General features: G+C 45.1%; 25 protein-coding genes and 1 pseudogene. 8 read left to right on the forward strand and 18 right to left on the reverse strand.

Features of this window, described 5'->3' with window-relative positions:
• Position 1: 1 nt before the first annotated feature.
• From hisD to hisIE, 7 genes are read left to right on the forward strand one after another with little or no spacing between them, the layout of a single operon-like run.
• Complete coding sequence (gene hisD / locus ACLHV9_RS15475; protein WP_028018501.1) at positions 2–1,306, forward strand: histidinol dehydrogenase; 1,305 nt, start codon at positions 2–4, stop codon at positions 1,304–1,306.
• Positions 1,303–2,364: a histidinol-phosphate transaminase gene (hisC, locus tag ACLHV9_RS15480; protein ID WP_028018502.1), complete on the forward strand. Its 1,062-nt coding sequence runs from the start codon at positions 1,303–1,305 to the stop codon at positions 2,362–2,364. Before hisD ends, hisC begins: the two co-directional genes overlap by 4 nt.
• Positions 2,361–3,428, forward strand: a complete 1,068-nt coding sequence (hisB, locus tag ACLHV9_RS15485; RefSeq protein WP_028018503.1) for a bifunctional histidinol-phosphatase/imidazoleglycerol-phosphate dehydratase HisB — start codon at positions 2,361–2,363, stop codon at positions 3,426–3,428. The genes hisC and hisB overlap by 4 nt, the downstream gene beginning before the upstream one ends.
• Positions 3,428–4,018: an imidazole glycerol phosphate synthase subunit HisH gene (hisH, locus tag ACLHV9_RS15490; RefSeq protein WP_028018504.1), complete on the forward strand. Its 591-nt coding sequence runs from the start codon at positions 3,428–3,430 to the stop codon at positions 4,016–4,018. The genes hisB and hisH overlap by 1 nt, the downstream gene beginning before the upstream one ends.
• Positions 4,018–4,755, forward strand: a complete 738-nt coding sequence (gene hisA, locus ACLHV9_RS15495; protein ID WP_028018505.1) for a 1-(5-phosphoribosyl)-5-[(5-phosphoribosylamino)methylideneamino]imidazole-4-carboxamide isomerase — start codon at positions 4,018–4,020, stop codon at positions 4,753–4,755. Before hisH ends, hisA begins: the two co-directional genes overlap by 1 nt.
• Complete coding sequence (gene hisF, locus ACLHV9_RS15500) at positions 4,737–5,513, forward strand: imidazole glycerol phosphate synthase subunit HisF (protein ID WP_028018506.1); 777 nt, start codon at positions 4,737–4,739, stop codon at positions 5,511–5,513. The genes hisA and hisF overlap by 19 nt, the downstream gene beginning before the upstream one ends.
• Positions 5,507–6,118 carry a bifunctional phosphoribosyl-AMP cyclohydrolase/phosphoribosyl-ATP diphosphatase HisIE gene (hisIE, locus tag ACLHV9_RS15505; RefSeq protein WP_028018507.1) on the forward strand — a complete coding sequence of 204 codons (612 nt, stop codon included), beginning with the start codon at positions 5,507–5,509 and terminating at the stop codon, positions 6,116–6,118. The genes hisF and hisIE overlap by 7 nt, the downstream gene beginning before the upstream one ends.
• Positions 6,119–6,157: 39 nt before the next feature.
• On the opposite strand, the pseudogene wzzB reads toward hisIE, so the two are convergent.
• Positions 6,158–7,137, reverse strand: a pseudogene (gene wzzB, locus ACLHV9_RS15510) (LPS O-antigen chain length determinant protein WzzB).
• A 193-nt stretch (positions 7,138–7,330) separates the two neighbouring features.
• Between wzzB and ACLHV9_RS15515 the strand changes: the two are divergent.
• Positions 7,331–8,335 carry an NAD-dependent epimerase gene (locus ACLHV9_RS15515; protein ID WP_028018509.1) on the forward strand — a complete coding sequence of 335 codons (1,005 nt, stop codon included), beginning with the start codon at positions 7,331–7,333 and terminating at the stop codon, positions 8,333–8,335.
• Positions 8,336–8,389: 54 nt separating this feature from the next.
• On the opposite strand, the gene ugd is transcribed toward ACLHV9_RS15515, so the two are convergent.
• The 17 genes from ugd to rfbB form a co-directional block, all read right to left on the reverse strand.
• Entirely contained in the window at positions 8,390–9,556 is a 1,167-nt protein-coding gene (gene ugd, locus ACLHV9_RS15520; RefSeq protein ID WP_028018510.1) for a UDP-glucose 6-dehydrogenase, read from the reverse strand.
• 226 nt (positions 9,557–9,782) lie between these two features.
• Positions 9,783–11,189 (reverse strand): NADP-dependent phosphogluconate dehydrogenase, encoded by a 1,407-nt coding sequence (gndA, locus tag ACLHV9_RS15525; protein ID WP_024908082.1) that lies wholly within the window; start codon positions 11,187–11,189, stop codon positions 9,783–9,785.
• 167 nt (positions 11,190–11,356) lie between these two features.
• Entirely contained in the window at positions 11,357–12,736 is a 1,380-nt protein-coding gene (cpsG, locus tag ACLHV9_RS15530) for a colanic acid biosynthesis phosphomannomutase CpsG (protein WP_108090763.1), read from the reverse strand.
• 3 nt (positions 12,737–12,739) lie between these two features.
• Positions 12,740–14,161, reverse strand: a complete 1,422-nt coding sequence (locus tag ACLHV9_RS15535) for a mannose-1-phosphate guanylyltransferase/mannose-6-phosphate isomerase (RefSeq protein ID WP_028018528.1) — start codon at positions 14,159–14,161, stop codon at positions 12,740–12,742.
• 5 nt (positions 14,162–14,166) lie between these two features.
• Complete coding sequence (locus ACLHV9_RS15540) at positions 14,167–14,934, reverse strand: glycosyltransferase (protein ID WP_028018527.1); 768 nt, start codon at positions 14,932–14,934, stop codon at positions 14,167–14,169.
• Positions 14,935–14,939: 5 nt separating this feature from the next.
• Positions 14,940–15,932 carry a hypothetical protein gene (locus tag ACLHV9_RS15545; RefSeq protein WP_050482931.1) on the reverse strand — a complete coding sequence of 331 codons (993 nt, stop codon included), beginning with the start codon at positions 15,930–15,932 and terminating at the stop codon, positions 14,940–14,942.
• Entirely contained in the window at positions 15,925–17,181 is a 1,257-nt protein-coding gene (gene wzy / locus ACLHV9_RS15550; protein ID WP_028018525.1) for an oligosaccharide repeat unit polymerase, read from the reverse strand. The genes ACLHV9_RS15545 and wzy overlap by 8 nt, the downstream gene beginning before the upstream one ends.
• A 112-nt stretch (positions 17,182–17,293) precedes the next feature.
• Positions 17,294–17,530 (reverse strand): glycosyltransferase, encoded by a 237-nt coding sequence (locus tag ACLHV9_RS15555; protein ID WP_410397555.1) that lies wholly within the window; start codon positions 17,528–17,530, stop codon positions 17,294–17,296.
• A gap of 254 nt (positions 17,531–17,784) precedes the next feature.
• On the reverse strand, positions 17,785–18,243 hold the full coding sequence (locus ACLHV9_RS15560) for a hypothetical protein (protein ID WP_410397556.1): 459 nt from the start codon (positions 18,241–18,243) through the stop codon (positions 17,785–17,787).
• A 7-nt stretch (positions 18,244–18,250) separates the two neighbouring features.
• A complete protein-coding gene (locus ACLHV9_RS15565; protein ID WP_028018523.1) occupies positions 18,251–19,183 on the reverse strand; it encodes a hypothetical protein in 933 nt (310 codons plus the stop codon).
• On the reverse strand, positions 19,183–20,664 hold the full coding sequence (locus tag ACLHV9_RS15570) for a lipopolysaccharide biosynthesis protein (protein WP_028018522.1): 1,482 nt from the start codon (positions 20,662–20,664) through the stop codon (positions 19,183–19,185). Before ACLHV9_RS15570 ends, ACLHV9_RS15565 begins: the two co-directional genes overlap by 1 nt.
• The gene (locus ACLHV9_RS15575) at positions 20,657–21,232 is read right to left on the reverse strand and encodes an acyltransferase (RefSeq protein WP_028018529.1); all 576 of its coding nucleotides are present in this window, start codon (positions 21,230–21,232) and stop codon (positions 20,657–20,659) included. The genes ACLHV9_RS15570 and ACLHV9_RS15575 overlap by 8 nt, the downstream gene beginning before the upstream one ends.
• Positions 21,216–22,340, reverse strand: coding sequence for a dTDP-4-amino-4,6-dideoxy-D-glucose aminotransferase VioA (vioA, locus tag ACLHV9_RS15580; RefSeq protein ID WP_028018521.1), 1,125 nt, complete (start codon positions 22,338–22,340; stop codon positions 21,216–21,218). The genes ACLHV9_RS15575 and vioA overlap by 17 nt, the downstream gene beginning before the upstream one ends.
• Positions 22,330–22,887 (reverse strand): dTDP-4-dehydrorhamnose 3,5-epimerase, encoded by a 558-nt coding sequence (gene rfbC, locus ACLHV9_RS15585; protein WP_028018520.1) that lies wholly within the window; start codon positions 22,885–22,887, stop codon positions 22,330–22,332. The genes vioA and rfbC overlap by 11 nt, the downstream gene beginning before the upstream one ends.
• Position 22,888: 1 nt before the next feature.
• On the reverse strand, positions 22,889–23,767 hold the full coding sequence (gene rfbA, locus ACLHV9_RS15590; RefSeq protein ID WP_028018519.1) for a glucose-1-phosphate thymidylyltransferase RfbA: 879 nt from the start codon (positions 23,765–23,767) through the stop codon (positions 22,889–22,891).
• Between the two features lie 49 nt (positions 23,768–23,816).
• A complete protein-coding gene (rfbD, locus tag ACLHV9_RS15595) occupies positions 23,817–24,716 on the reverse strand; it encodes a dTDP-4-dehydrorhamnose reductase (protein ID WP_028018518.1) in 900 nt (299 codons plus the stop codon).
• Between the two features lie 2 nt (positions 24,717–24,718).
• Positions 24,719–25,801, reverse strand: a complete 1,083-nt coding sequence (gene rfbB, locus ACLHV9_RS15600; protein WP_407220814.1) for a dTDP-glucose 4,6-dehydratase — start codon at positions 25,799–25,801, stop codon at positions 24,719–24,721.
• Positions 25,802–26,093: the final 292 nt, after the last annotated feature.

A 26,093-nucleotide genomic window follows, 5' to 3' on the forward strand; every position in this document is an offset into this window, starting at 1 on the left:
CATGGGTTTTAACACAATCATCGACTGGAATAATTGTAGCGACGCACAACAACGTGAGTTGCTGATGCGCCCGGCGATTTCCGCCTCCGAAAGCATTTCACGCACCGTGGCGGAGATCCTTGAGAACGTCAAAGCCCGTGGCGATGACGCGCTGCGTGAATACAGTGCCAAATTCGACAAGACTGAAGTGGATGCGCTGAAGGTTACCGAACAGGAAATCATTGATGCCAGTAATCGTCTGGGTGATGACATCAAGCAGGCGATGGCCGTCGCGGTGAAAAACATCGAGACCTTCCATACCGCGCAAAAGCTGCAAACTGTGGATGTTGAAACCCTGCCTGGCGTGCGTTGCCAGCAGGTGACCCGCCCGGTAGCGTCCGTTGGACTGTATATCCCTGGCGGTTCGGCTCCGCTGTTCTCCACCGTATTGATGCTGGCTACCCCGGCGCGTATTGCGGGTTGTCAGAAAGTGGTGCTCTGCTCTCCGCCACCGATTGCCGATGAGATCCTCTACGCAGCAAAGCTGTGCGGCGTACAGGCGGTCTATAAAGTGGGTGGCGCACAGGCGATTTCTGCCCTCGCGTTTGGCACCGAATCCATTCCAAAGGTCGACAAAATTTTTGGCCCGGGCAACGCCTTCGTGACCGAAGCCAAGCGCCAGGTCAGCCAGCGTCTGGACGGTGCGGCAATTGACATGCCTGCCGGTCCGTCTGAAGTATTGGTCATTGCCGACAGCGGCGCTACGCCGGACTTCGTCGCGTCCGACCTGCTGTCTCAGGCGGAACACGGCCCTGACTCGCAGGTCATTCTGTTGACGCCGGATGCCGATATGGCAACACGCGTCGGCGAAGCTGTCGAGCGCCAGCTTGCTGACCTGCCCCGCGCCGAAACGGCACGTCAGGCGTTAGCCGCCAGCCGTCTGATTGTGGCGCGCGATCTGGCGCAGTGCATTGCCATCTCTAACCAGTACGGCCCGGAGCACCTGATTATTCAGACCCGAAATGCACGCGATCTGGTCGACAGCATCACCAGCGCAGGTTCGGTTTTCCTGGGTGACTGGTCACCGGAATCCGCTGGCGATTACGCGTCCGGCACCAACCACGTCCTGCCGACGTATGGTTATACCTCAACCTGTTCAAGCCTCGGCCTGGCGGATTTCCAGAAACGCATGACCGTGCAGGAACTGTCCCGCGAAGGATTTGCCTCGCTGGCATCCACCATTGAAACGCTGGCAGCCGCTGAACGCCTGACCGCCCACAAAAATGCCGTAACGCTGCGCGTTGCAGCCCTGAAGGAGCAAGCATGAGCATTGAAGAATTAGCCCGTGAAAATGTCCGTCAACTGACTCCGTATCAGTCTGCACGTCGTTTAGGTGGTAAAGGTGATGTCTGGCTGAACGCTAACGAATTCCCGACAGCGGTCCAGTTTGAGCTTTCTCAGCAAACCCTGAACCGCTATCCGGAATGCCAGCCAAAGGCCGTTATCGAAAACTACGCGCAGTATGCAGGAGTGAAGCCGGAGCAGGTGCTGGTCAGCCGTGGAGCCGATGAAGGTATTGAGCTGCTGATCCGCGCCTTCTGCGAGCCGGGCAAAGATGCGGTGATGTACTGCCAGCCTACCTACGGCATGTATAGCGTCAGCGCGGAAACCTTCGGTGTGGCGTGTCGCAACGTCCTCTCGCTTGACAACTGGCAGCTGGATCTGCAGGGCATTGCCGATAATCTCGATGGTGTAAAGGTGGTGTTTGTCTGTAGCCCAAACAACCCGACCGGGCAGATTATCAACCCGCAGGATATCCGTACCCTGCTGGAGATGACGCGCGGCAAAGCCCTGGTGGTCGCTGACGAAGCCTACATCGAGTTCTGCCCGCAGGCGACGCTGACAGGCTGGCTGGAAGAATATCCGCACCTGGTCGTGCTGCGTACGTTGTCGAAAGCCTTCGCCCTCGCCGGTCTACGTTGTGGATTCACGCTGGCCAATAAAGAGGTCATCGACCTGCTGTTGAAAGTGATTGCACCCTACCCGCTTTCGACGCCGGTTGCCGATATTGCAGCACAGGCGCTGACCCCACAGGGGATCAACGCGATGCGCGATCGTGTGGCGCAAATCCTGGAGGAACGTCAATATCTGGTGACCGCCCTGAAGGATATCCCGTGCGTGGAGCAGGTGTTCGATTCGGAAACCAACTACATCCTGGTGCGTTTCACTGCATCCAGTGCCGTATTTAAATCTTTATGGGATCAGGGCATTATCTTACGAGACCAGAATAAACAACCTTCCCTGAGCGGGTGCCTGCGCATTACCGTAGGCACCCGCTCAGAGAGCCAGCGCGTGATTGACGCCCTGAAAGCGGAGAAAGTATGACCCAGAAGATCCTTTTTATCGATCGTGACGGCACCCTTATTTCGGAGCCACCAGCCGATTTTCAGGTCGATCGTTTCGACAAGCTGGTTTTTGAACCGGACGTGATCCCCGTACTGCTTAAGCTGCAAAACGCCGGGTATAAGCTGGTGATGATCACTAATCAGGACGGTCTGGGTACCGACAGCTTCCCGCAGGCGGACTTTGACGGCCCGCATAATCTGATGATGCAGGTGCTGACCTCTCAGGGCGTGGTCTTTGATGAAGTGCTGATTTGCCCACACATGCCGGCCGATGAGTGCGACTGCCGTAAACCGAAAGTAAAACTGGTGGAGCGCTATCTGGCGGAAGATGTGCTGGATAAAACCAACAGCTATGTCATCGGCGATCGCATTACCGATATTACGCTAGCGGAAAACATGGGTATTGAGGGGCTGCGCTACGATCGTAACGGTCTTAACTGGGCAAAAATTGGTGAGCAGCTAACCAAACGTGACCGCTATTCCCACGTTGAACGTAACACCAAAGAGACGCAGATTGACGTGAAGGTCTGGCTGGATCGCGAAGGTGGCAGCAAGATCCACACCGGTGTGGGTTTCTTCGACCATATGCTGGATCAGATTGCCACCCACGGCGGTTTCCGCATGGAAATTATCGTAAAAGGCGACCTTTACATTGACGATCACCACACCGTGGAAGATACCGGCCTGGCGCTGGGTGAAGCCCTGAAGCTGGCGCTTGGCGATAAGCGCGGCATCAACCGTTTTGGCTTTGTCCTGCCGATGGACGAGTGCCTGGCGCGCTGCGCTATGGATATCTCCGGACGCCCGCACCTGGAATATAAAGCCGATTTCAACTACCAGCGCGTGGGCGATCTCAGCACTGAAATGGTTGAGCACTTCTTCCGTTCATTGTCCTACACCATGGGCCTGACGTTGCACCTTAAGACCAAAGGCAAAAACGACCACCACCGCGTGGAGAGTCTGTTCAAGGCTTTTGGCCGTACCCTTCGCCAGGCGATCCGCGTGGAAGGTGACGCCCTGCCTTCATCGAAAGGAGTGCTGTAATGAATGTGGTGATTCTGGATACCGGATGCGCCAACCTGAACTCCGTAAAATCGGCGATTGCGCGCCACGGCTATGAGCCGGTGGTGAGCCGTGACCCGGACGTGGTGCTGCGCGCCGACAAACTCTTTTTACCGGGCGTGGGAACCGCGCAGGCCGCGATGGATCAGATTCGCGAACGCGAGTTGGTCGACCTGATCAAAGCCTGTACCCAGCCGGTGCTGGGCATTTGCCTGGGTATGCAGATCCTGGGCCGCCGCAGTGAAGAGAGCAACGGCGTCGACCTGCTGGGCATTATTGAAGAAGACGTGCCGAAAATGACCGACCACGGCCTGCCTCTGCCGCATATGGGCTGGAACCGCGTGTACGCCAAAGCGGGCGACAGGCTGTTTCGCGGCATTGAAGACGGCGCATATTTTTACTTCGTGCACAGCTACGCCATGCCGGTAAATCCCTACACCATCGCTCAGTGCAATTATGGTGAAGCGTTTACCGCAGCGGTGCAGAAAGATAACTTCTTCGGCGTGCAGTTTCACCCGGAACGCTCTGGCGCCGCAGGCGCGCAGCTGCTGAAAAACTTCCTGGAGATGTGATGATTATTCCCGCTTTAGATTTAATTGACGGCACGGTTGTTCGTCTTCATCAGGGCGATTACGGCCAGCAGCGTGACTACGGGAACGACCCGCTGCCACGTCTGCAGGATTACGTGGCGCAGGGTGCACAGGTGCTGCATCTGGTTGATTTAACGGGTGCTAAAGACCCGGCGAAACGCCAGATCCCGCTACTCAAAAAGCTGGTCGCTGGCGTGAATGTCCCCGTCCAGGTAGGTGGTGGCGTGCGCACTGAAGAGGACGTTGCAGCTCTGCTTGAAGCAGGTGTGGCGCGCGTTGTCGTTGGCTCTACCGCCGTAAAAGACCCCGAAATGGTCAAAGGCTGGTTCCGCCGTTTTGGCGCGGATGCGCTGGTACTGGCGCTGGACGTGCGTATTGATGAACAGGGTAATAAACAGGTTGCGGTCAGCGGCTGGCAGGAAAACTCCGGCGTGACGCTGGAAGAGCTGGTTGTTATTTATCAACCCGTTGGCCTGAAGCACGTGCTGTGCACCGATATCTCCCGCGACGGCACGCTGGCGGGCTCTAACGTCTCGCTGTATGACGAGGTCTGTGCACGTTTTCCGCAGGTGGCTTTCCAGTCTTCGGGTGGAATTGGCGATCTGAAAGATATCGCCGCGCTGCGCGGTACCGATGTGCAGGGCGTGATCGTTGGACGCGCCCTGCTGGAAGGAAAATTTACTGTGACGGAGGCGATTCAATGCTGGCAAAACGGATAATCCCTTGCCTGGACGTGCGCGACGGCCAGGTGGTGAAAGGCGTGCAGTTCCGCAACCACGAGATCATTGGCGACATCGTCCCGCTGGCAAAACGCTATGCTGATGAAGGGGCTGACGAGCTGGTGTTTTACGATATCACCGCTTCCAGCGATGGCCGCGTGGTCGATAAAAGCTGGGTGGCGCGCGTAGCAGAAGTGATTGATATTCCATTCTGCGTGGCGGGTGGAATTAAATCCGCTGACGACGCGGCCAAAATTCTCTCGTTTGGTGCCGACAAGATTTCCATCAACTCCCCTGCTCTGGCCGACCCGGAGCTGATTACTCGCCTGGCCGATCGCTTTGGCGTGCAGTGCATTGTCGTTGGGATCGACACCTGGTATGACGACGCAACGGGCAAATATCACGTTAATCAGTATACCGGCGATGAAAGTCGAACCCGTGTGACCCAATGGGAGACCCTCGACTGGGTGCAGGAAGTGCAGAAGCGTGGCGCGGGCGAGATTGTCCTTAACATGATGAACCAGGACGGCGTGCGTAACGGCTATGACCTCGAACAGCTGAAAAAAGTGCGTGCGGTTTGCCACGTCCCGCTGATCGCCTCCGGCGGCGCGGGCACCATGGAACACTTCCTGGAAGCCTTCCGCGATGCAAACGTGGACGGCGCGCTGGCCGCGTCCGTGTTCCACAAACAGATTATTAATATTGGTGAGTTAAAAACGTTCCTGGCCGGCCAGGGCGTGGAGATCAGGGTATGTTAACAGAGCAACAACAGGCACAGCTGGACTGGGAAAAAACGGGCGGACTACTGCCGGTGGTGGTTCAGCATGCCGTTTCGGGCGAAGTACTGATGCTGGGGTATATGAACCAGGACGCGCTGGCTAAAACGCTCGACAGCGGCAAAGTCACGTTTTTCTCGCGCACCAAACAGCGTCTGTGGACCAAAGGGGAAACCTCAGATCATTTCCTGAACGTGGTCAGCATAACGCCCGACTGCGATAACGACACCCTGCTGGTACTGGCAAACCCAATCGGACCAACCTGCCACAAAGGCACCAGCAGCTGCTTCGGCGAGGCGAGTCACCAGTGGCTGTTCCTGTATCAACTGGAACAACTGCTGGCTGAACGTAAAACAGCGGACCCGGAGAGTTCCTATACCGCGAAGCTGTATGCAAGCGGAACTAAGCGTATCGCACAAAAAGTCGGTGAAGAAGGCGTTGAAACGGCTCTGGCCGCGACCGTGCATGACCGCGAGGAACTGACCAATGAAGCGTCTGATTTGATGTATCACCTGCTGGTGCTGCTGCAGGATCAGGAGCTGGACTTGACGGCGGTGATAGAGAATCTTCGTAAACGGCATAAATAAAAAAACCGGGGAATTTCCCCGGTTTTTTTTATCAATGCATCAGGCTTTTGGTTTGTAGTTGCGTAATGCGTTGCGCCCCAGCACCACTCCGGAACCAACCATTCCGCCCAGCAACAGGGCAAGAATCAGAACAATCGCTTTTTTCGGGCTGTCACGACGGACAGGAAGGTCCGGCTTCATGACATAACGGTAGACGTGGATAGTGTCCGGGTTTACGTTCAGCTTCTCGATATCCAGCAAGTTTCGCTTAGTCAGATAGTAAGCTGCTGAGAATACCAACGGGCGAGAAGCTTCGTTATCAATCATCGATTTCAGCCCCTCGCTTCCCAACAGGAACATCGTTTCCTGCGTCACGTCCTGGGTTTGCTGAATCTGCGGCGAGGTGATTTTTGCTGCTTCAGCATTCTTCAGCGCCTCAGTAATCTGTTTGATGCGCAGATCTTTCTGCTCCTGAGCGACTTTCTCCTGGTTTTCCAGCGAATCGTTCAGGGTTTTAATCTGCTCTTTGATATTGTCCTTGAGGTCAACGGCGAGTTCTTTTGCCGTTTGCTCATCAACCTGCTGGATGTACTGAGCCAGTTGTTTTTGAGCAGCTTCTGCGGATGTACTGGTATAGGAAACACTTAACGGGAGTGACTGTCCTTTAACAGCAGGCTCAATTGTGAGTTTTTCAGGAACATCCTGATTCTCCAGCGCCTGAGATAATGCTGAGAAAGAGGCATTGAAACGATCAACTGCGCGCGTTTGAGTGTCCAGCATCGAGGGAGTAGCACTGCCATAGAGAATGTTCAATGCGTTGGAGTAGGTCGCTATCTGCGCCGCATCAGGTGCGCGATAATCGCACTAGAGGTCCACTTTTCCTTCGCGACAGAGAGATATCCAATAGCCAGGGCGATAAAAACAACCACAAATATTGCTATCGTCGACTTGCCACGCCACAGTTGAAGCACTAAATCAAGTAAATCAATTTGCTCAGGGTCATTGCTTTGGCTGACCTGGCGATTGTCGTTTTGTGTCATACAATCCCTAACAGATTAAAAAGGGCAAACATAATTATGTTTGCATAGTGTATCTATTGCTGGGGATTTTTCTATAAGAATCCGATGAGTGATATCGGAAAGATGGGTTATGTAACTTACCCCCTTCGCGCTATCATAGACGTCATGTGATGCGCTATGGCATCTGTAAGAATATGGGGTTATGAGGGAAGCTATGAAATTTTTGGTAACGGGTGCAGCGGGTTTTATCGGTGCTAATGTCAGTAAACGCCTCCTCGAGGCCGGTCATCAGGTTGTCGGTATTGATAATCTGAATGATTACTATGATGTCAACCTGAAGCTGGCGCGCCTGGAACTGTTAAAATCTGAGAGCTTCAGCTTTCACAAGCTGGAGTTGGCCGACCGGGAAGGCATGGCAGCGCTTTTCGCCAGCGAGAAGTTTGATCGCGTGATTCATCTGGCCGCACAGGCAGGCGTACGCTACTCCCTGGAAAACCCACACGTGTATGCGGATGCTAACCTTATTGGTCATCTCAACGTGCTTGAAGGCTGCCGCCATAACAATGTTCAGCATCTGCTTTATGCCTCCTCCAGTTCTGTATATGGACTGAACCGTAAGATGCCATTCTCCACCGACGATTCAGTGGATCACCCGGTTTCACTTTATGCCGCGACCAAAAAAGCCAATGAACTGATGTCGCATACCTATTCGCATCTCTACAACCTGCCCACCACCGGACTGCGTTTCTTCACCGTGTATGGTCCGTGGGGGCGCCCGGACATGGCGCTGTTTAAGTTTACGAAGGCGATGATTGAAGGCAAAAGTATTGATGTCTATAACTACGGAAAGATGAAGCGTGACTTCACTTACATCGATGATATCTCTGAAGCCATTCTTCGCCTGCAGGACGTTATTCCTCAGCCGGACACAAACTGGACCGTTGAGACAGGCTCTCCGGCATCCAGTTCAGCACCATACCGTGTTTATAACATCGGTAACAGCGCGCCTGTTGAACTGATGGACTACATCACCGCTCTGGAAGAAGCACTCGGAAAGAAAGCAGAGAAAAACATGATGCCGCTGCAGCCGGGAGATGTACTGGAAACCAGTGCCGATACCCAGCCACTTTATGACGCGATAGGATTTAAACCGCAAACCTCCGTTAAAGATGGGGTGAAGAACTTCGTCGACTGGTACCGCGATTTCTACAAGGTCTGAAAATAAAAAAAACCCGGCAAATCAGCCGGGTTTTTTACGGAATAAAGCAGAGAATCAGTCGCTGCCGAACAGATCGCGGGTATACACTTTATCCGCCACGTCAGCCAGTTCTTCCGCCATGCGGTTAGAGATGATGACATCCGCTTCTTTCTTGAAGGCATCCAGATCGCGAATCACGCGGGAATTGAAGAACTGATCTTCCTGCATGGCCGGTTCGTAAATAACAACCTCAACCCCTTTCGCCTTGATGCGCTTCATGATCCCCTGGATTGAAGAGGCGCGGAAGTTATCGGAGCCACTCTTCATGATCAAACGGTATACACCGACGACTTTCGGCTGGCGCGCCAGAATGGAATCAGAGATGAAATCTTTACGGGTACGGTTAGCATCAACAATCGCCGAAATCAGGTTGTTTGGTACCGCCTGATAGTTTGCCAGCAGCTGTTTGGTGTCTTTAGGCAGACAGTAACCGCCGTAGCCAAATGACGGGTTGTTGTAGTGGTTGCCGATGCGCGGGTCAAGACATACCCCTTCAATAATCTGACGGGTATTCAGTCCAAGACTCTCTGCATAGCTGTCGAGTTCATTGAAATAAGCCACACGCATTGCCAGATAAGTGTTCGCGAAGAGTTTAATCGCCTCGGCTTCGGTGGAATCAGTAAACAGCACCTGGATATCTTTCTTCAGTGCTCCTTCCTGCAGCAGTGCGGCGAAACGTTCAGCGCGCTCAGAACGTTCGCCAATGACGATACGCGAAGGATGCAGGTTATCGTAAAGTGCTCTACCCTCACGCAGGAATTCCGGCGAGAAGAAGATATTATCAATACCAAACTTCTCTTTGATGGATTTGGTGAAGCCGACAGGGATAGTTGACTTAATAACCATCACCGCATGAGGGTTAATCGCGATAACATCTTTGATCACCGCCTCTACGGTTGAGGTGTTGAAGTAGTTAGTTTTTGGATCGTAGTCAGTAGGCGTCGCAATGATGACGTAATCCGCATCGCGGTATGCATCTTCTTTATCTGTCGTGGCGCGGAAATTCAGCGGTTTATTGCTGAGATAGTCCTGGATCTCTTTGTCGACAATCGGCGATTGCTTCTGATTGAGCATATCCACTTTGGCCTGCACGATATCCAGCGCAACCACTTCATGATTCTGAGCAATCAAAATGCCGTTAGAAAGACCGACATAGCCTGTTCCGGAGATTGTTATTTTCATTCGCTAATGACTTCTGTGAGTTAACTGTACTGATGGCCGCCAGACCATCGCGATAAACATAACTGTTGGGCTTTGTACCTCCTGGGAAACAACACTGTCAAGGCAAACCAGGAGTAATCGCGACGAGTGGGATGAGATTCAGACTACTTCGAGTAACACTCGGCATTTTTTGCATAAAAAAACCCGGAGACAAGCTCCGGGTTGAAATTACAGTGAGTTAGCTAACTCATTCCATCCATTCGGTATGGAACACACCTTCTTTATCGGTGCGTTTATAAGTATGCGCACCGAAGTAGTCGCGCTGTGCCTGAATCAGGTTAGCAGGCAGAACCGCAGCACGGTAGCTGTCGTAGTAGGCTACTGCAGCAGAGAAGGTCGGAACCGGGATACCGTTCTGGACAGCGTAGGCAACCACGTCACGCAGCGCCTGCTGGTATTCGTCCGCAATTTTCTTGAAGTACGGTGCCAGCAGCAGGTTGGCGATACCGGCGTTTTCTGCATAGGCATCGGTGATTTTCTGCAGGAACTGCGCACGAATGATGCAGCCCGCGCGGAAGATCTTCGCGATTTCACCGTAGTTCAGATCCCAGTTGTTCTCGTCTGACGCAGCACGCAGCTGAGAGAAGCCCTGCGCGTAAGAAACGATTTTACCCAGGTACAGTGCGCGACGCACTTTCTCAACAAATTCAGCTTTATCCCCAGCAGGTTTGGCCTGAGGGCCAGACAGCACTTTGGATGCCGCAACGCGCTGCTCTTTCAGAGAAGAGATGTAACGCGCGAAGACAGATTCGGTGATCAGAGACAGTGGCTCGCCCAAGTCCAGAGAGCTCTGGCTGGTCCATTTGCCGGTGCCTTTGTTCGCAGCTTCATCCAGAATCACATCTACCAGGTATTTACCCTCTTCATCTTTTTTAGTGAAGATATCTTTGGTGATGTCGATCAGATAGCTGTTCAGCTCGCCTTTGTTCCACTCGGTGAAGGTTTCAGCCAGCTCTTCATTGGAGAGATTCAGGCCACCTTTCAGCAGGGAATACGCTTCAGCAATCAGCTGCATATCGCCGTATTCGATACCGTTGTGAACCATCTTCACATAGTGACCTGCACCGTCCGCACCGATATAGGTTACGCAAGGCTCACCATCTTCAGCCACGGCTGCGATTTTGGTCAGGATAGGTGCAACCAGTTCGTATGCATCTTTCTGGCCGCCAGGCATGATAGATGGGCCTTTCAGAGCGCCCTCTTCACCACCGGAAACACCGGTACCGATGAAGTTGAAGCCTTCAGCAGACAGCTCACGGTTACGACGGATGGTGTCCTGGAAGAAGGTATTACCGCCATCAATGATGATGTCACCTTTTTCGAGGTAAGGCTTCAGGGAGTCGATAGCTGCATCGGTACCTGCGCCCGCTTTCACCATTAACAGGATACGACGAGGCGTTTCCAGAGACTCAACGAACTCTTTCACCGTATAGAAAGGAACCAGTTTCTTGCCAGGGTTCTCGGCAATGACTTCTTCGGTCTTATCACGGGAGCGGTTGAAAACGGAGACGGTATAACCACGGCTTTCGATGTTGAGCGCCAGGTTGCGCCCCATCACTGCCATACCGACAACGCCGATCTGTTGCTTGGACATTACATACTCCTGTCAGGTGTGGTCACCACGGCTTATGCGCGGCTTGAAATGTGGTTGAGATGTTAACTCAGTATTAGGTGACATGAATAGCTTTTGCTGATCTATGTCACACTGATTGCACAATCCAGGTACAGTCAAGCCGCCAGAAATACGCTGGCGGCAGACCCTCACTTCCTGAGCAAAGCCAGAATTTCTTGTGTCTTCTCTTCCATAAGCGCCGTGTCAGCACGGGATTCCACGTTCAGGCGCACCACCGGCTCGGTATTGGACGAGCGCAGGTTGAAACGCCACTGCGGGAACGCCATGCTGATGCCGTCCGTACGGTCAATTTCAAGCGCGTGCAGGGCAAAGTGGTGCTCCACGCGGGCAATGGCCTCGGCCGGCTGCGCCAGCTTGCTGTTGATTTCCCCGCTCGCCGGGAACGCCGCCATACGGTCGCGTACCAGCTCGCCCAGCGTCTGTCCCTTCAGGCACAGCAGCTCGGTGACCAGCAGCCATGGGATCATCCCGCTGTCGCAGTAGGCAAAATCACGGAAGTAGTGGTGGGCGCTCATCTCGCCGCCGTAGATGGCGTCTTCTTCGCGCATGCGCTCTTTGATGAAGGCGTGGCCGGTTTTGGACATCACCGGCGTGCCGCCTGCCGCGGACACCACATCGACGGTATTCCAGGAGAGACGCGGGTCGTGAATGATTTTCGCCCCCGGATTTTTCTCAAGGAACGCTTCCGCCAGCAGGCCGACAATGTAGTAGCCCTCGATGAACTGCCCTTTCTCGTCGAACAGGAAGCAGCGGTCGAAATCGCCGTCAAAGGCGATGCCCATGTCCGCGCCGTGCTCAATCACCGCGTTGCGGGTGTCGTCGCGGCACTCCGGCAGCAGCGGGTTAGGAATACCGTTCGGGAAGTTGCCGTCCGGGGTGTTGTGCACTTTGATGAAGGTCACCGGCACGTTCAGCGCCTTAAAGCGGGCTTCCAGGGCATCGACAACCGGACCGGCCGCGCCGTTACCGGAGTTAATCACCAGCTTCAGCGGCTTGAGGTTTGCCACGTTGATGTAGCCCAGCAGGTGGTCGATGTACTCTTTTTGCAGATGGATTTTTTTGTAGCTGCCGCGCTTCGCGTCGTTCACCGGCGGGAAATCGTTAGCTTCCGCCAGACGCTGCACGTCGCGAAGGCCGGTGTCGCCGCTGATTGGGCGCGCGCCCTTGCGCACCAGCTTCATGCCGTTGTAGTCCATCGGGTTGTGGCTGGCCGTTACTTCGATACCACCGTCCACGCCCAGGTGGAAGGTGGCAAAGTAAATCTCTTCGGTCCCGGAGAGACCGATATCCAGCACGTCCACACCCGCATCCTGCAGCCCTTTCGCCAGGGCCAGCTTCAGGGACTCACTGGTCAGACGCACGTCGCCGCCCAACACGATGGTCTGCGGTTTTAAATATTCGCCGTACGCGCGACCAATGCGCCACGCGATGTCTTCATTCAGCTCTTCGCCCAGCTTGCCGCGAATATCGTAGGCTTTAAAGCTTGTTAACTCTTTAACATTTTCCATATATTATGAGTGCCCATATCTATCTGTAAGACGGATAATGTCATCTTCATCAAGATAAGTCCCTGATCTTACCTCGATAATTTCCAAAGGAATTTTACCAGGATTATGAATAGAATGTTTCGTACCTATTGGTATGTAAACCGACTCATTTTCAGTAAGGAGCTTCGTCAATTCATTAATTGTAACTTGTGCTGTTCCAGACACAATAATCCAATGTTCAGCTCGATGATGATGAAGCTGCAAAGACATACCCTCCCCAGGTTTAATAGTAATTCGCTTAACCTGATACCTTTGACCAGAATCTATAGAGTTGTATTTACCCCAAGGACGGAATACTTCAAGGTGAGTGTGATGCTCGTTTCTTCCTTCAGATTTAATGCGATCCACTACTTTTTTTACATCCTGTACGGAAGAGAGAGCAGAAATTAGAAGTGCATCTTTAGTTTGAACAATGGCTAAATTATTTATGCCGATTGTGGTGACTAAAGATGATTCGGCATAAATATAATTATTCTCTGATGAGAGACAAATCACATCACCATTTATCGCGTTATTATTATCATCTTTAGTGCTTAATTCCCAAAGAGCAGCCCAAGACCCAACATCGCTCCACTCTGCCGACATTGGGATAACAACAGCATCCTCGGTATTTTCCATTACAGCATAATCGATGGATTCTGATGCACAAGCAGTGAAAAACTCCTCATTGATTCTTATAAAATCAAAATCCAAACTATTATTTCCCATACATCTATGGCAAGATTCATAAATATCAGGACGATATTTTTTTAATTCTTCAAGATATTTTCCTGCATTAAATAAAAACATCCCGCTATTCCAGTAATACTCTCCGGAATCTAAATACGACTGAGCGGTAAGAAGATCAGGCTTTTCTACAAAAGAATCTACCTTAAAACATAACTCACTGGAACAATTTGAAAGAGAAGCCCCTCTCTTAATGTAGCCATAGCCTGTTTCTGGCTTAGAGGGAGCGATCCCAAATGTCACTAACTTCCCACTCATGGCATACGGAATGGCTTTAGTTAACGTTTTCTGAAATTCTTCAATATCGTTTATCGAATGATCCGCAGGCAATACTAGCAGTAACGAGTGTTTTTTATGATACATAGCAGCTAAAGCTATTGCAGGGGCTGTGTTTCTACCAACCGGTTCAAGCAAAATATTCTTAGAAAGCTTATTTTTTGCTCTTAATTGCTCAGCCACAATGAATCTATGCTCTTCATTACAAATAACAAAAGGATGGCTACATTCAAGTCCATTTAGTCTTTCAAGCGTTTTTTCCAACATAGTGGATTTGCCATCGAAACTTAGAAATTGTTTTGGATATAATTCACGAGAAAGCGGCCAAAGGCGAGAGCCATTACCACCACATAATATTACAGGAACCAAATCGTGATTTGTCATAGTAATTACCGTCCGAAAAGTTTCCACTTATATGTTTTTATCAAGTAAATACAAATGCTTTTAAAATGCCAATAGAAATGTTTGGAAAACAGTCGTCTATTATTAAATCTAGCGTAGTGAATTGCTTTTATATCAGCGAAGCAATATAACTTTCTTTTGAGAATGAATTTAATTCTCCAGCACAGATCAATATCCTCACAATACATGAAGAATTTTTCATCAAAACCATTAAGTAAATCGAAAGTTTTAATGTTCAGGATAATGAACGAACCAGCACACCATTCAATTTCCTGAACAGGAGAAAATTTAGTTTTATCTTCAATACTGTTATTTCGCCCTAAAAGATAGGAGCCTATAAATGTTAATGGTGTGGGAAATTTTCTTACTGAATTATCAAAAGTAGTAAATCCTTCGTCATTATATAGATTTATAGTTGCGCACGAAATACTTCTCTCTCTCATATTATAGATGAGAGATAATAAAGCATCAGTTTCGACATACACATCAGGATTTAAAATTAAAAAGAAATCATCCCCCTGCGCCTCCCCCCTGATTTTCTTAAAAATAAAGTTATTGTTTGCACCAAAACCTAAACCTCTATTTTCATCGTAATACTGGATGCCATTTTCTTCGCAATATATTTTTAATTTAGCTTCACCATAATTGTCTTTAACGATGACTTTAACATCAGGCAGTGTGGAAATTTTTGCCAGACAATTTAGCTCATTAATAATGCTATAATGCTTATGTGAAACAACTGCAATGTATAACATATTTGTTATCTTCCGGCCTTAATAAATTCAACTGCTGATTCATACGCATTCAAAACACGAACGGGGGGGGAAAAGCTTTTCAACGAACTATTTACTGCGGATTTTTGAACTCCGGAAAGCAAATCATCAATGTTTTGATAAAAATATGCACCTCCCTCAAAAAACTCTTCAAATACATCGCATCTTATGAGATGTGTGGGGAGATTATTAACAAGTGCAGTTGCGATTGGTCTGCCAAAACCTTCCATAATGCAAACAGAAATGAGAGCATTAACTTTGGCGAAGAAAAATTCTAATTGACAATTATCGCTTCTGATCAGAGAGATGTCCAAATCCTGAAAGCTACTACGCAATTTTTTATAGTATTCGGTATCATGACCATAAATTAAGAATTTAAATTTTTTCTCTAAGTGATGACGGCGCACTTGTGTAAATAGTTCATGATAATTTTTTTTGTCTGAATCAGTACCAACCAGTCCTATTTTCATTACGGTATCATTTGGAGGCAGTAATGTAATAGATGGTTCACTTTTAATTGGAAACTTATTAGGACAGAACAAAAGCTTATCTTCAGGAATCGATATCTCAATAAGCTCTTTTTTGACCGAGGAAGAGTTAATATATCCAACTTTACATTTTGCTGATTTTACAGAAATTTTGAACAAAATAGTTTTCAACCACCCTTTATTACCTGTAAAAGGATACATATCATGGACAATTATAAGTTGTTTTTTTAAGAATGGGAGAGGATGGGAACTTGGTGTGAAAATAAAGACATCAGAAAACAAACTGTAGCAAAAAAACATAATATACTGAAGTAAATTAAGATTAATTATGTTGTGTTTTTCTTTTAGCCTATCAATAGCCTTATTTTCAGGAAAACCTTTACGTAAGATAATCTTATGTGTTTTCTCTAAACTATTAATATAGTCAAGAGAATAATAGAATAACCCATTTGTGTTCTTAATATGCCACATATTGATAATAACATTATTCACAGACGTGTTCACTCCTTCCACTTAATTTAAAAAGCGTAATAATATAGAATAAGAACAATGTATTTAGCAAAAGAATGAACGAGGCGAACCATCCCGGTAGAATTAAAATCAGCCACATATACCAAATCATGTCATTCGCTAATTCTTCAGAAGTTATTTTTTTTATTAAGAGAACAGTGAGAAAACAAAGCATTATAACAAAAATCAAATATGCGCCGATTTCAAAAGGATAGATGAAAATCCAAGACAAGAACGTAGGGTTTGAGTTCCAACTACCTAAAATGCTTTGTGGATCTATAAAATATGCAAAAACCTCACCTAAGTTATTCGCACTTGGATTACCTATTATACGATCCCAGATTAAACCATATATTCCTTCATTCCAAAAGCTATTGACTGCATGCGCATCAATGTATGTTGAAATTTGATCCTTGAGTGAAAATAAGACAGTTGCATTTGAGAATATTTGGATGCGAGAAAAAAACTGATCTAAACCAAAGATTAATCCGTTTAAATAACCAAGTAATCCTTCATTATTAAAAATATAACTCCATGTAATAGAAAGAACAGAAGTAAAACTTTGTCCCAAAGCTAAAGAGTCACGAATTGAGTATTTAATAACCAATATAAAAGGGTAAAGCAGAAATAATATCAACGCAAATTTTGCTAATACACCAATTCTCAATCTTCCTTCTCTGTACCTATGACAAAGCTCAATAAATAAAATAAAAATAAAAATAGAACTCCATCCCCTTAAAATATTTGAGAGGACAGCAAGGGCGCAATTATATTTAGCGAGTTTACTTTTTCTGAAAACACAATAATATATAAAAAAGAGATTGTCTGGTGAAATCAAAACCCAGAAAGCAGAAATTATGCTACCTTCTCGATTTGTAGAATTTGCGCCAAAACTACCAGTAAATGTGAAATAAATGATAAACAGGGTTTGTATAAAAATTACGAACCAACCCCAGAAGCCTTCACTTCTATTCCAGTTAACCTTATTTAAATTTGAAATCAGGGGGTTAATCCTAATATGAATGAGGCTGCGGTACAAAAACACCATAAAGAAACAATAGAAGAATAAAATAAGTATAAGAATATACATCGCAGCTTCTTTATTATTATATTCGAACTGCGACACTTCTCCTAAGAAATTCCCATTTATATAATAATGAATAAATGAATAAATATTCGATATTAAAAATAACAATAAAAATAAGAACTTGGGGTTTTTAATTAATTTCACTACTTTGCCCCTTTATTATAAAAGCAATAACTCTCTCGCCTGCTCGCGATTAAAGATTCTTTAAGCGAGGGCTTATATTTAAAACTATAAAAATTATCATTCAAAATTTTTATTAAATCAGCTTGGGGGATTGATATCTATATTTTTTGAACGTAACGCCTCTAAAACCAGGTATATCTCGTGCTATTACAGGAAGTCCGCATGATGAAAATTCCCTTACAACCAATGGTTCACCTTCCCAGCGAGAATTCATTATGAGTACGTCATTACAACCTAAATGCGAGTGAAGTGTTTTTGTATCTAGCCATCCTAACATTTTTATATTGATATATTTTGCTTCGCTGCACATACTTCTAATTAATTGTTCTTCAGGCCCCCGATGATAATAAAATCCTTAAATGGATTATCATGTCTATCTAGAAAATTAATTAAATTAATTATATTTTTTGAATATTGTCAAGCCTACCACAATAGACTAACCTTTTGCCTCGGTCTTCATTAACTAATGGTAATTTATCAACTACGTTTGGTAGGATTAAAGATTTTTTATTATAAAATTCTTTAATCAAGTATGCTTGAATTCTGTTAATAGTAATAACTGTATCAACATTTGCACATGCTAATCTTAGAATTATATTTTGCAAAACCCCGATCAATGGCCGCAATATTTTTTTTTTTATCAACTACCATTGGTACATAACCAATAGTTTCAATATTTTTGTTTATAGATTTTATTAAGTATGAATAGAAAACAATACTTTCAATTGTACCTCCACAGATCATTACTTTATGTATCTTTTTATTGCGGATAATACCCTCTAAATGTTTTTTCAAAAATCCACTTTGTGATAATAGCGAAAATAAAGACCCTTGAGGGAACTCAAAATAATCTTTATTCACATCGCTAAATTCTATTTCATTAAGAACTTTTTTATTTCCGCATTCAATGAAAGTATTGCTTATTTCACTTTTCTCATACTTATATATTTGATTAATGAACTCAATACTTTGAAACTCATGCCCACCGATAATCGAGCTTGGGACTAAAATTAGCAATGCCATGATGTTCTCATTTATAAAATTGTTTTAACTGTAAGAGATGTTGATAAATGCCAAGATATCTCGCTATCTGTGTTATTTTTTTCCCGTTATAAAATTTTGCAATTTTTTTTGTGTTCGACATTGAAATAATTTTATTACATTCAAAAGAGAATTCTAATTTACCACCATCATCAAGCTCTACATTATATTTATCAGTATTTACGCCTCTACTTGTTCCAGAGCCGTCGTTCCCAATATTTAATACTTTTGATTTCATCGGTAATACAGACACCATATCAAGTCTGGTCATATTGCTACAAAGTACAGCGTCAGGGAAATGAGCCTGTTTTTTATAATCTCTTTTTAGGGAGTCAGTAATATATAAGCCCCCCATTCTATTTATTTTTTTCAAGATCCCATTTTCTTTTAATTGTTCATAGTTATTAATTAATGGGTTCAACAAATCGTACTTATGTTTCCATGTAGCATAACCCCAAGAAATATTCCATGGATAAAACCATATATCACTATTTAAATTTGGTGTTAAATCGACAGGAGGGCAATATCCACAAATGGAATATACAGAAGGCTCATCTTTGAAATACTCCAGACCAGAGTTCATGAAACTCAAAAAATTAGAAGATGTTAAGTTATCATCTTCCATTGAGATAATTTTACCGTGAAGATCAATTATCTCACGCTCGGCTCCAAATATGCTTTTCGCTGGACCCAGGTTCCCCTGTCTAAAAACTAATTCAACTGACAAAAACCCTTTTATTTTCTTTGAGAACTCCCTAATTTTCTTTACGTTCTCCTCGTCTTTTTCAGAAGCAGCGGCATCTGAAACTATATAAATTGTAGATTCTTTTGCGATAATATTTTTTTCTAGTGCAGTAATAGTCTGACGAAAATGTTCAAATCTATTATAAGTATAGACCGCAATTGGTGCATATTTGTTCATCAGGAGAACCTACTCTGAATTAATCGAATATATACAAAATTTAATATAAAGAACAATGAACTCAAGAAAAATAACTCTGCAACGAGTTTGATACGCGAATCAAAAACTGACAATGGGAAAGTGGATTGCACAATATACGCAATTGTTATGTTAAAAAGAAGAGGTAATAAACAATCCCGGAAAATCCATTTTGGATATAAAGTTAGCGTTATTTTACTTAATAAATGAAGGTTCCAAAATATAAAATAAGATATATTAATTATAGCCCAAAGCATTGAAACCCCCAGAGCTCCATACTTTGTGACAACTATTGGCAACAATGGAAGGTAGATCGCGCAAAGTAATATATTCCCTTGCAAGTGTTTTCTTACAACTCCAACAGAAACCTGAAATGCATATAATAATGAACCTAAAGCTATAAAAATATTTCCAAAGGTGTAACCAGGAAGAAGATTACCAGCCTGGGATGATGCATCAAGATTCCCTGTCCATATATATATAACTTGCAGTGGATAAAAACATAATATCATAGCAACAGGAAAAATAAGACAAACAACCCATCGAGTTGCGTTCTCTAATATTTTCTCTGCTTTAATTAATCCATCGACTGAGAATGAACTGGTCATCCTGGGCTGAAAAGCTTGAGCAATAGGCTGAGCCAGGATTATAATGCCGCTTGATAGTAGTGTACTTATACTATAAAAACCATAGTTCTCAAGGGTTAGATAAGTTGATAATATTAACTTATCCATGTTTGTTATAAGTACCCAAATCAAACTGGTTGACGCCAGAGCTGCTATTATCCTCCACTGTTCTTTAAGCAAGTTAGAATTGAATGTAAATAATGTTAATTTAACCGGGACTAGACCCCACACTTTTTGCTGAGTAATTACATACTCAACGATAGAAATAATTAACCACCAAGCAAAAAGGAAATTCACACTTGGATACAAATGTAATAAAGGTATGCTTGCAGCAAATCTAAGCATGCTGAATATAATCAAATTATTATTTAACCATACCTGCATATCAACATTAATTAATATTCCTCTCGTTACACTGGTTAATAATCTGAATAATGTCATTATTACCAATAAACATAGCGCTATCGCAATTGTTGAAGTATCAAGTGTATTACTTTTTATCCACATTAAGGATAATGGCTTACTTATTATAACAAAAATGATAGCAACGATGCATGAAAGCGAAATGAGAAATATATCGACGGTGCGGAAAAAAGATGCTGCGATTTTCCAGTCTCCACCTCCGGAATAGGCTTTTGCTGCTTCTCTACCAGTTACTGGAGCTAGACCAGAATTTAACAGCATAACCCATCCCTGGATTAATGAAGCAATACCGACTAATCCAAAAGCATCTTGACCGAGCAATTTAAGATAAAATGGAACAACAAGAAACGATAAAGCTGTTGTTACTATTACACCGAAGTAATTCGCAAAAATATTTTTTTTTATTTTAGACATGTGTTTTAAATTCTTTCAATATTTTTTGCTCAAATTCTTTTACTCCCATTTTCCTTGCCATTATTCTTTTAGCTGGATTCCCATGATAAATACTAAATGGTTCACAGGTTTTCTTTACTAATGATTGTGCAGCTATCGCGGTTCCTTCATTTATTACCACACCTGGAAGTACCACACTGCCACAACCAATAATTACGTGTTTACAGATCACTACGGGTTTGGATATGACATTTGTGAATTCATTAGGCACCATTGGATTTGTCATCCAATTTCCAGAATAATCATCACTACTTGAGTAGATTGACACTCTAGAGGATAATCCACTGAAATCTTCAAGCTTAATGTGTTCAGCACCTATCAAAGATGAATATGCAGCTATATGAACATAGTTCCCGACAGAGATGCCATTTTCACCTGCAGATAGAATGCAAAAGTCATCAACTCTGACATTATTACCAAAAGATATTTTTGATGTATTATAAAACGATGCTTTCGTTGATAATAAAACATTACTTCCAAGAGAATTAAAACCCATTTCTTTTAATTGCACTTCAGTCATGAATGCCATAGAAATACCCTCTGATAGTATCGATTATATAGGAATACTGTTCTTCTGTCATTGCAGCGAAAATTGGAAGGCATAATACTTTTTCTGCAGTCAGATTTGCATTAGGTAATCTTTCAATCGAGGATGACTCATAACCTCGATACATTGGCATATTACTTATCAAAGGGTAAAAATATTTTCTTGATAGAATGCTATGATTTTTTAGATAATCATAAAGCCCATCACGGCTAAATTTATTTGATTCTTCAACTAACACAGGAAAATATGAGTAATTGCTATTACTTACGCTACTTTTTTCTGGCAACGATAAATGCGGGAATTCTTTCAAATCTTGTCTGTAAGCAGTATCTATAACTTCTCTGGATTTGATTGCACTATCCACATGTTTTAGTTGTAAAAGGCCAAACGCAGCATTCACCTCACTCATTTTACCGTTTATGCCCGGAGCTGTAACTGTTAACTCATCGACAAATCCAAAATTTTTAAGACGATCTATCCTTTCCTTTGTTTTAGCGTCCGGTGAAACAATTGCCCCACCTTCAAAAGTATTAAATACTTTTGTGGCATGGAAGCTAAGTATTGAAAGATCCCCGCACTGAAGAATACTTTCATCTTTATAGTTTATCCCAAATGCATGTGCTGCATCGTAAATAACTTTTAATCCGTAATTATCAGCAATCTTTTGAATTTCTTCAATTTTTGAAGGGTATCCGTAGCAATGGACTGGCATTATAGCTGTTGTCTGAGGTGTTATCGCCTCCTCAATTTTTTTCGGATCTATATTAAACCCATCCATTTCAATATCAACAAAAACAGGTTTTAAGTTATTCCATAAAATGGAATGAGATGTTGCAACAAATGAATAAGGTGTAGTAATTACTTCACCTTTAATTCGCAATGCTTGTAGTGCTGTAACAAGTGCAATTGTCGCATTTGTAAATAATGAAATATATTTCACACCTAAATAATTACATAACTCTTGTTCAAGTTGTTGGTGGAATGGTCCATTATTAGTTAGCCATTTGTTATCCCAAATCTTTTCAAGATATGGATAGAATTCTTTCAATTCGGGCAAATGTGGTTGCGTGACTGGGATTTTATTTTTCATTTTTACACTCGCTTAAGTATTTTTCTAATGAGATACCATTTTGGTCTTTTAATGATAATGATGATGGTTGCTCTGGCCAGTTAATATTCAAGTCCTCATCGTTCCATTTAATTGTTTCTTCTGCATTAGGGTTATAAAAAGATGAAGCTTTATAAACTATTTCTGACTCATCATTCATGACTAAGAAACCATGTGCAAAACCTTCTGGTATCCAAATTTGTTTTTTATTCTCAGCAGAAATGTATTCTCCGACCCATTTTCCAAATGTTCTTGAGTTAATACGAAGATCTACTGCAACATCGAAAATTGCACCTCTTATACAGCGTATTAGCTTACCTTGTGAATCATCACCTTTCTGAAAGTGAAGCCCCCTTAATACTCCTTTTGCTGATTTTGAGTGGTTATCTTGAACAAATTCTATCTCCCGTCCAATAATCTTAATAAATTTTTCCTGATGGTAACTCTCCATAAAAAACCCACGCTCATCACTAAAAATCTTGGGTTCTAAAATAAGCACATCTGGAATACTTGTTCTAATAACATTCATTTTAGAGTCCTTTCCCAATTTTTAAAAGATATTGACCGTAAGCATTTTTAGATAATGGCTGCGCTAAGCGATTAACTTGCTCCGCATCAATAAAACCTTTACGAAATGCAATCTCTTCAGGACACGAAACCTTCAATCCCTGACGCTCTTCAATTGTCGCAATAAAATTACTTGCTTCTATCAGACTCTGATGAGTCCCCGTATCCAGCCACGCGTACCCACGCCCCATCATCGCGACAGACAGGCGTCCCTGCTCAAGATAAATACGGTTAATATCTGTAATTTCTAACTCACCACGTGCAGACGGCTTCAGATTTTTTGCCATTTCAACTACGTCGTTATCATAGAAATACAGACCCGTAACGGCGTAGTTACTCTTCGGTTCTAACGGCTTCTCTTCCAGACTTATTGCGGTGCCGCTCTCATCAAACTCCACCACACCATAGCGCTCGGGATCGTTAACATGATAGGCAAATACCGTAGCACCATCATTTTTATTTACTGCAGTTTCAAGTTGCTTAGGTAGATCATGACCGTAGAAAATATTATCTCCTAACACCAAAGCGCAGCTGTCATCGCCGATAAACTCTTCACCGATGATAAATGCCTGTGCAAGACCGTCTGGACTTGGCTGGACTTTATATTGCAGGTTGAGTCCCCACTGGCTACCGTCACCGAGCAATTGTTCAAAACGTGGTGTGTCCTGTGGAGTGCTGATAATAAGTATGTCTTTTATCCCTGCCAGCATTAGTGTTGACAGCGGATAATAAATCATTGGTTTGTCATAAATTGGCAGTAGTTGTTTACTTACCGCCATGGTCACAGGGTACAGACGAGTGCCAGAACCACCGGCAAGAATAATACCTTTACGCGTAGCCATCATTAATTCTCTATAAAAACCAAATGCCCATATAAAGGCATTTATCTCATTAAATTGATTGAGTCGTAAAAAGCTCAGTGAGCATCCGTTTTACGCCAATATCCCAGGAAGGCAGTACAAGCCCAAAGTTCGCCTGAAACTTCTCTGTGTTCAAGCGTGAATTATGCGGTCGACGTGCAGGCGTTGGGTAAGCCGATGTTGGAACTGCATTAAGTTTTTCAATAGCCAACTCCACACCCGCTTTTCTGGCCTCATCAAACACCAGTGCCGCATAGTCATACCAGGTCGTCGTATTTGACGCGACCAGATGGTAGAGCCCCGCCACTTCGGGCTTCATCGTTGCGACACGAATAGCATGCGCTGTACAGTCTGCTAATAACTCAGCGCCCGTAGGGGCACCAACTTGATCGTTGATTACGGAGAGTTCCTGACGCTCTTTTGCCAGACGCAACATCGTTCTAGCGAAATTGTTGCCCTTACCCGCATATACCCAACTGGTGCGGAAAATAAGATGCTTAGGACAATGCGCCTGCAATGCCTTTTCACCTTCAAGCTTTGTCTCACCGTATACATTCAGCGGAGCAGTTGCATCCGTTTCACGCCATGCCGTTTCACCGTTGCCGGGAAATACATAGTCGGTAGAATAGTGAACAACCCATGCATCTATTTTAGCGGCTTCTTTGGCTATCGCTTCAACGCTTGTTGCATTGAGGAGTCTGGCAAAATCCGGCTCCGATTCAGCCTTATCGACTGCTGTATGTGCCGCCGCATTAACAATGACATCGGGTTTAATTGCACGAACGGTTTCAGCGATCCCTTCCGGATTGCTAAAGTCCCCGCAATACTGTTCTGAATGAACATCTACCGCAATCAAATTACCTAATGGAGCAAGCGCACGCTGGAGTTCCCACCCTACCTGCCCTGTTTTACCGAACAGAAGAATATTCATAATTAACGTTCCCCGTAGTTCTGTTCGATCCAGCTTTTATAGGCACCACTTTTCACGTTGTTAACCCAGTTCTGATTGCTCAGATACCATTCCACCGTCTTACGAATTCCGCTTTCGAACGTCTCCTCAGGCTTCCAGCCCAGTTCAACGCCAATTTTATGCGCATCAATCGCATAGCGACGGTCATGACCCGGACGGTCAGTAACATACGTAATCTGATCGCGATACGAGCCCTCTTTTGGCACAATCTCATCCAGCAGATCGCAAATCGTATGCACTACGTCCAGGTTCTGCTTCTCGTTATGTCCGCCAATGTTATACGTTTCCCCAGGTTTCCCTTGAGTGACAACGGTGTAGAGTGCGCGGGCATGATCTTCTACATACAGCCAGTCGCGAATCTGGTCACCCTTGCCGTAAATAGGCAGTGCTTTACCGTCCAGCGCATTCAGGATAACCAGCGGGATCAGTTTTTCCGGGAAATGGTACGGGCCGTAGTTATTGGAACAGTTAGTAACAATGGTCGGGAAACCGTAGGTACGCAGCCAGGCGCGAACCAGATGGTCGCTGGAGGCTTTCGACGCTGAATACGGGCTGCTAGGTGCATAAGCCGTGGTCTCAGTGAAGAGTGGCAGCTCAGGTGATGCAGGATACTCATCAGGATGCGGCAAATCACCATACACTTCGTCGGTAGAGATGTGATGGAAACGGAAGGTTTTCCTGGCCGTCTCATCCAGAGTAGACCAGTACGCACGAGCGGCTTCCAGAAGCACATACGTGCCGACGATATTGGTTTCGATAAATGCTGCCGGGCCGGTAATGGAACGATCGACATGACTTTCAGCGGCCAGGTGCATAACCGCATCAGGCTTATGCTTTGCGAAAATGCGATCCATGGCGTCTTTGTCACAAATATCTGCATGTTCAAAAACATATCGGCCGCTGTCGCTGACTTCACTAAGCGACTCAAGGTTGCCGGCATAGGTCAGCTTATCAACATTGACGACGTCGTCCTGGGTATTTTTAATAATATGTCGTACAACCGCTGAGCCGATAAAGCCGGCCCCGCCCGTCACAAGAATTTTCACGTTATCTGTTCCGTCTAATGTATATGTCTGGATACTGGCGCTCTGAAACCTGAGTATTTATTGGCGGTTTCAAAAAAAAATGAGCACGCTACCGCCCCTGGCTTAACAGCTACCAGTGCACTGAGCGATGTCTGATTAAATGATTTGATTTGTCTGGATACAGACAAAAAAACTGGCGTTAATTGTCGTCCTAAACGACCTCAGAAACAAGCACAAATCGCTACAAAGCTGCCGAGAGTTAAATCAGATAACACTATGTAATTCTTAAATTAATAACAAAAAAACGGCAGTC

This window comes from Enterobacter sp. CPE_E890 (genome assembly GCF_046521475.1).
GTDB classification, from domain to species: Bacteria; Pseudomonadota; Gammaproteobacteria; order Enterobacterales; family Enterobacteriaceae; genus Enterobacter; species Enterobacter adelaidei.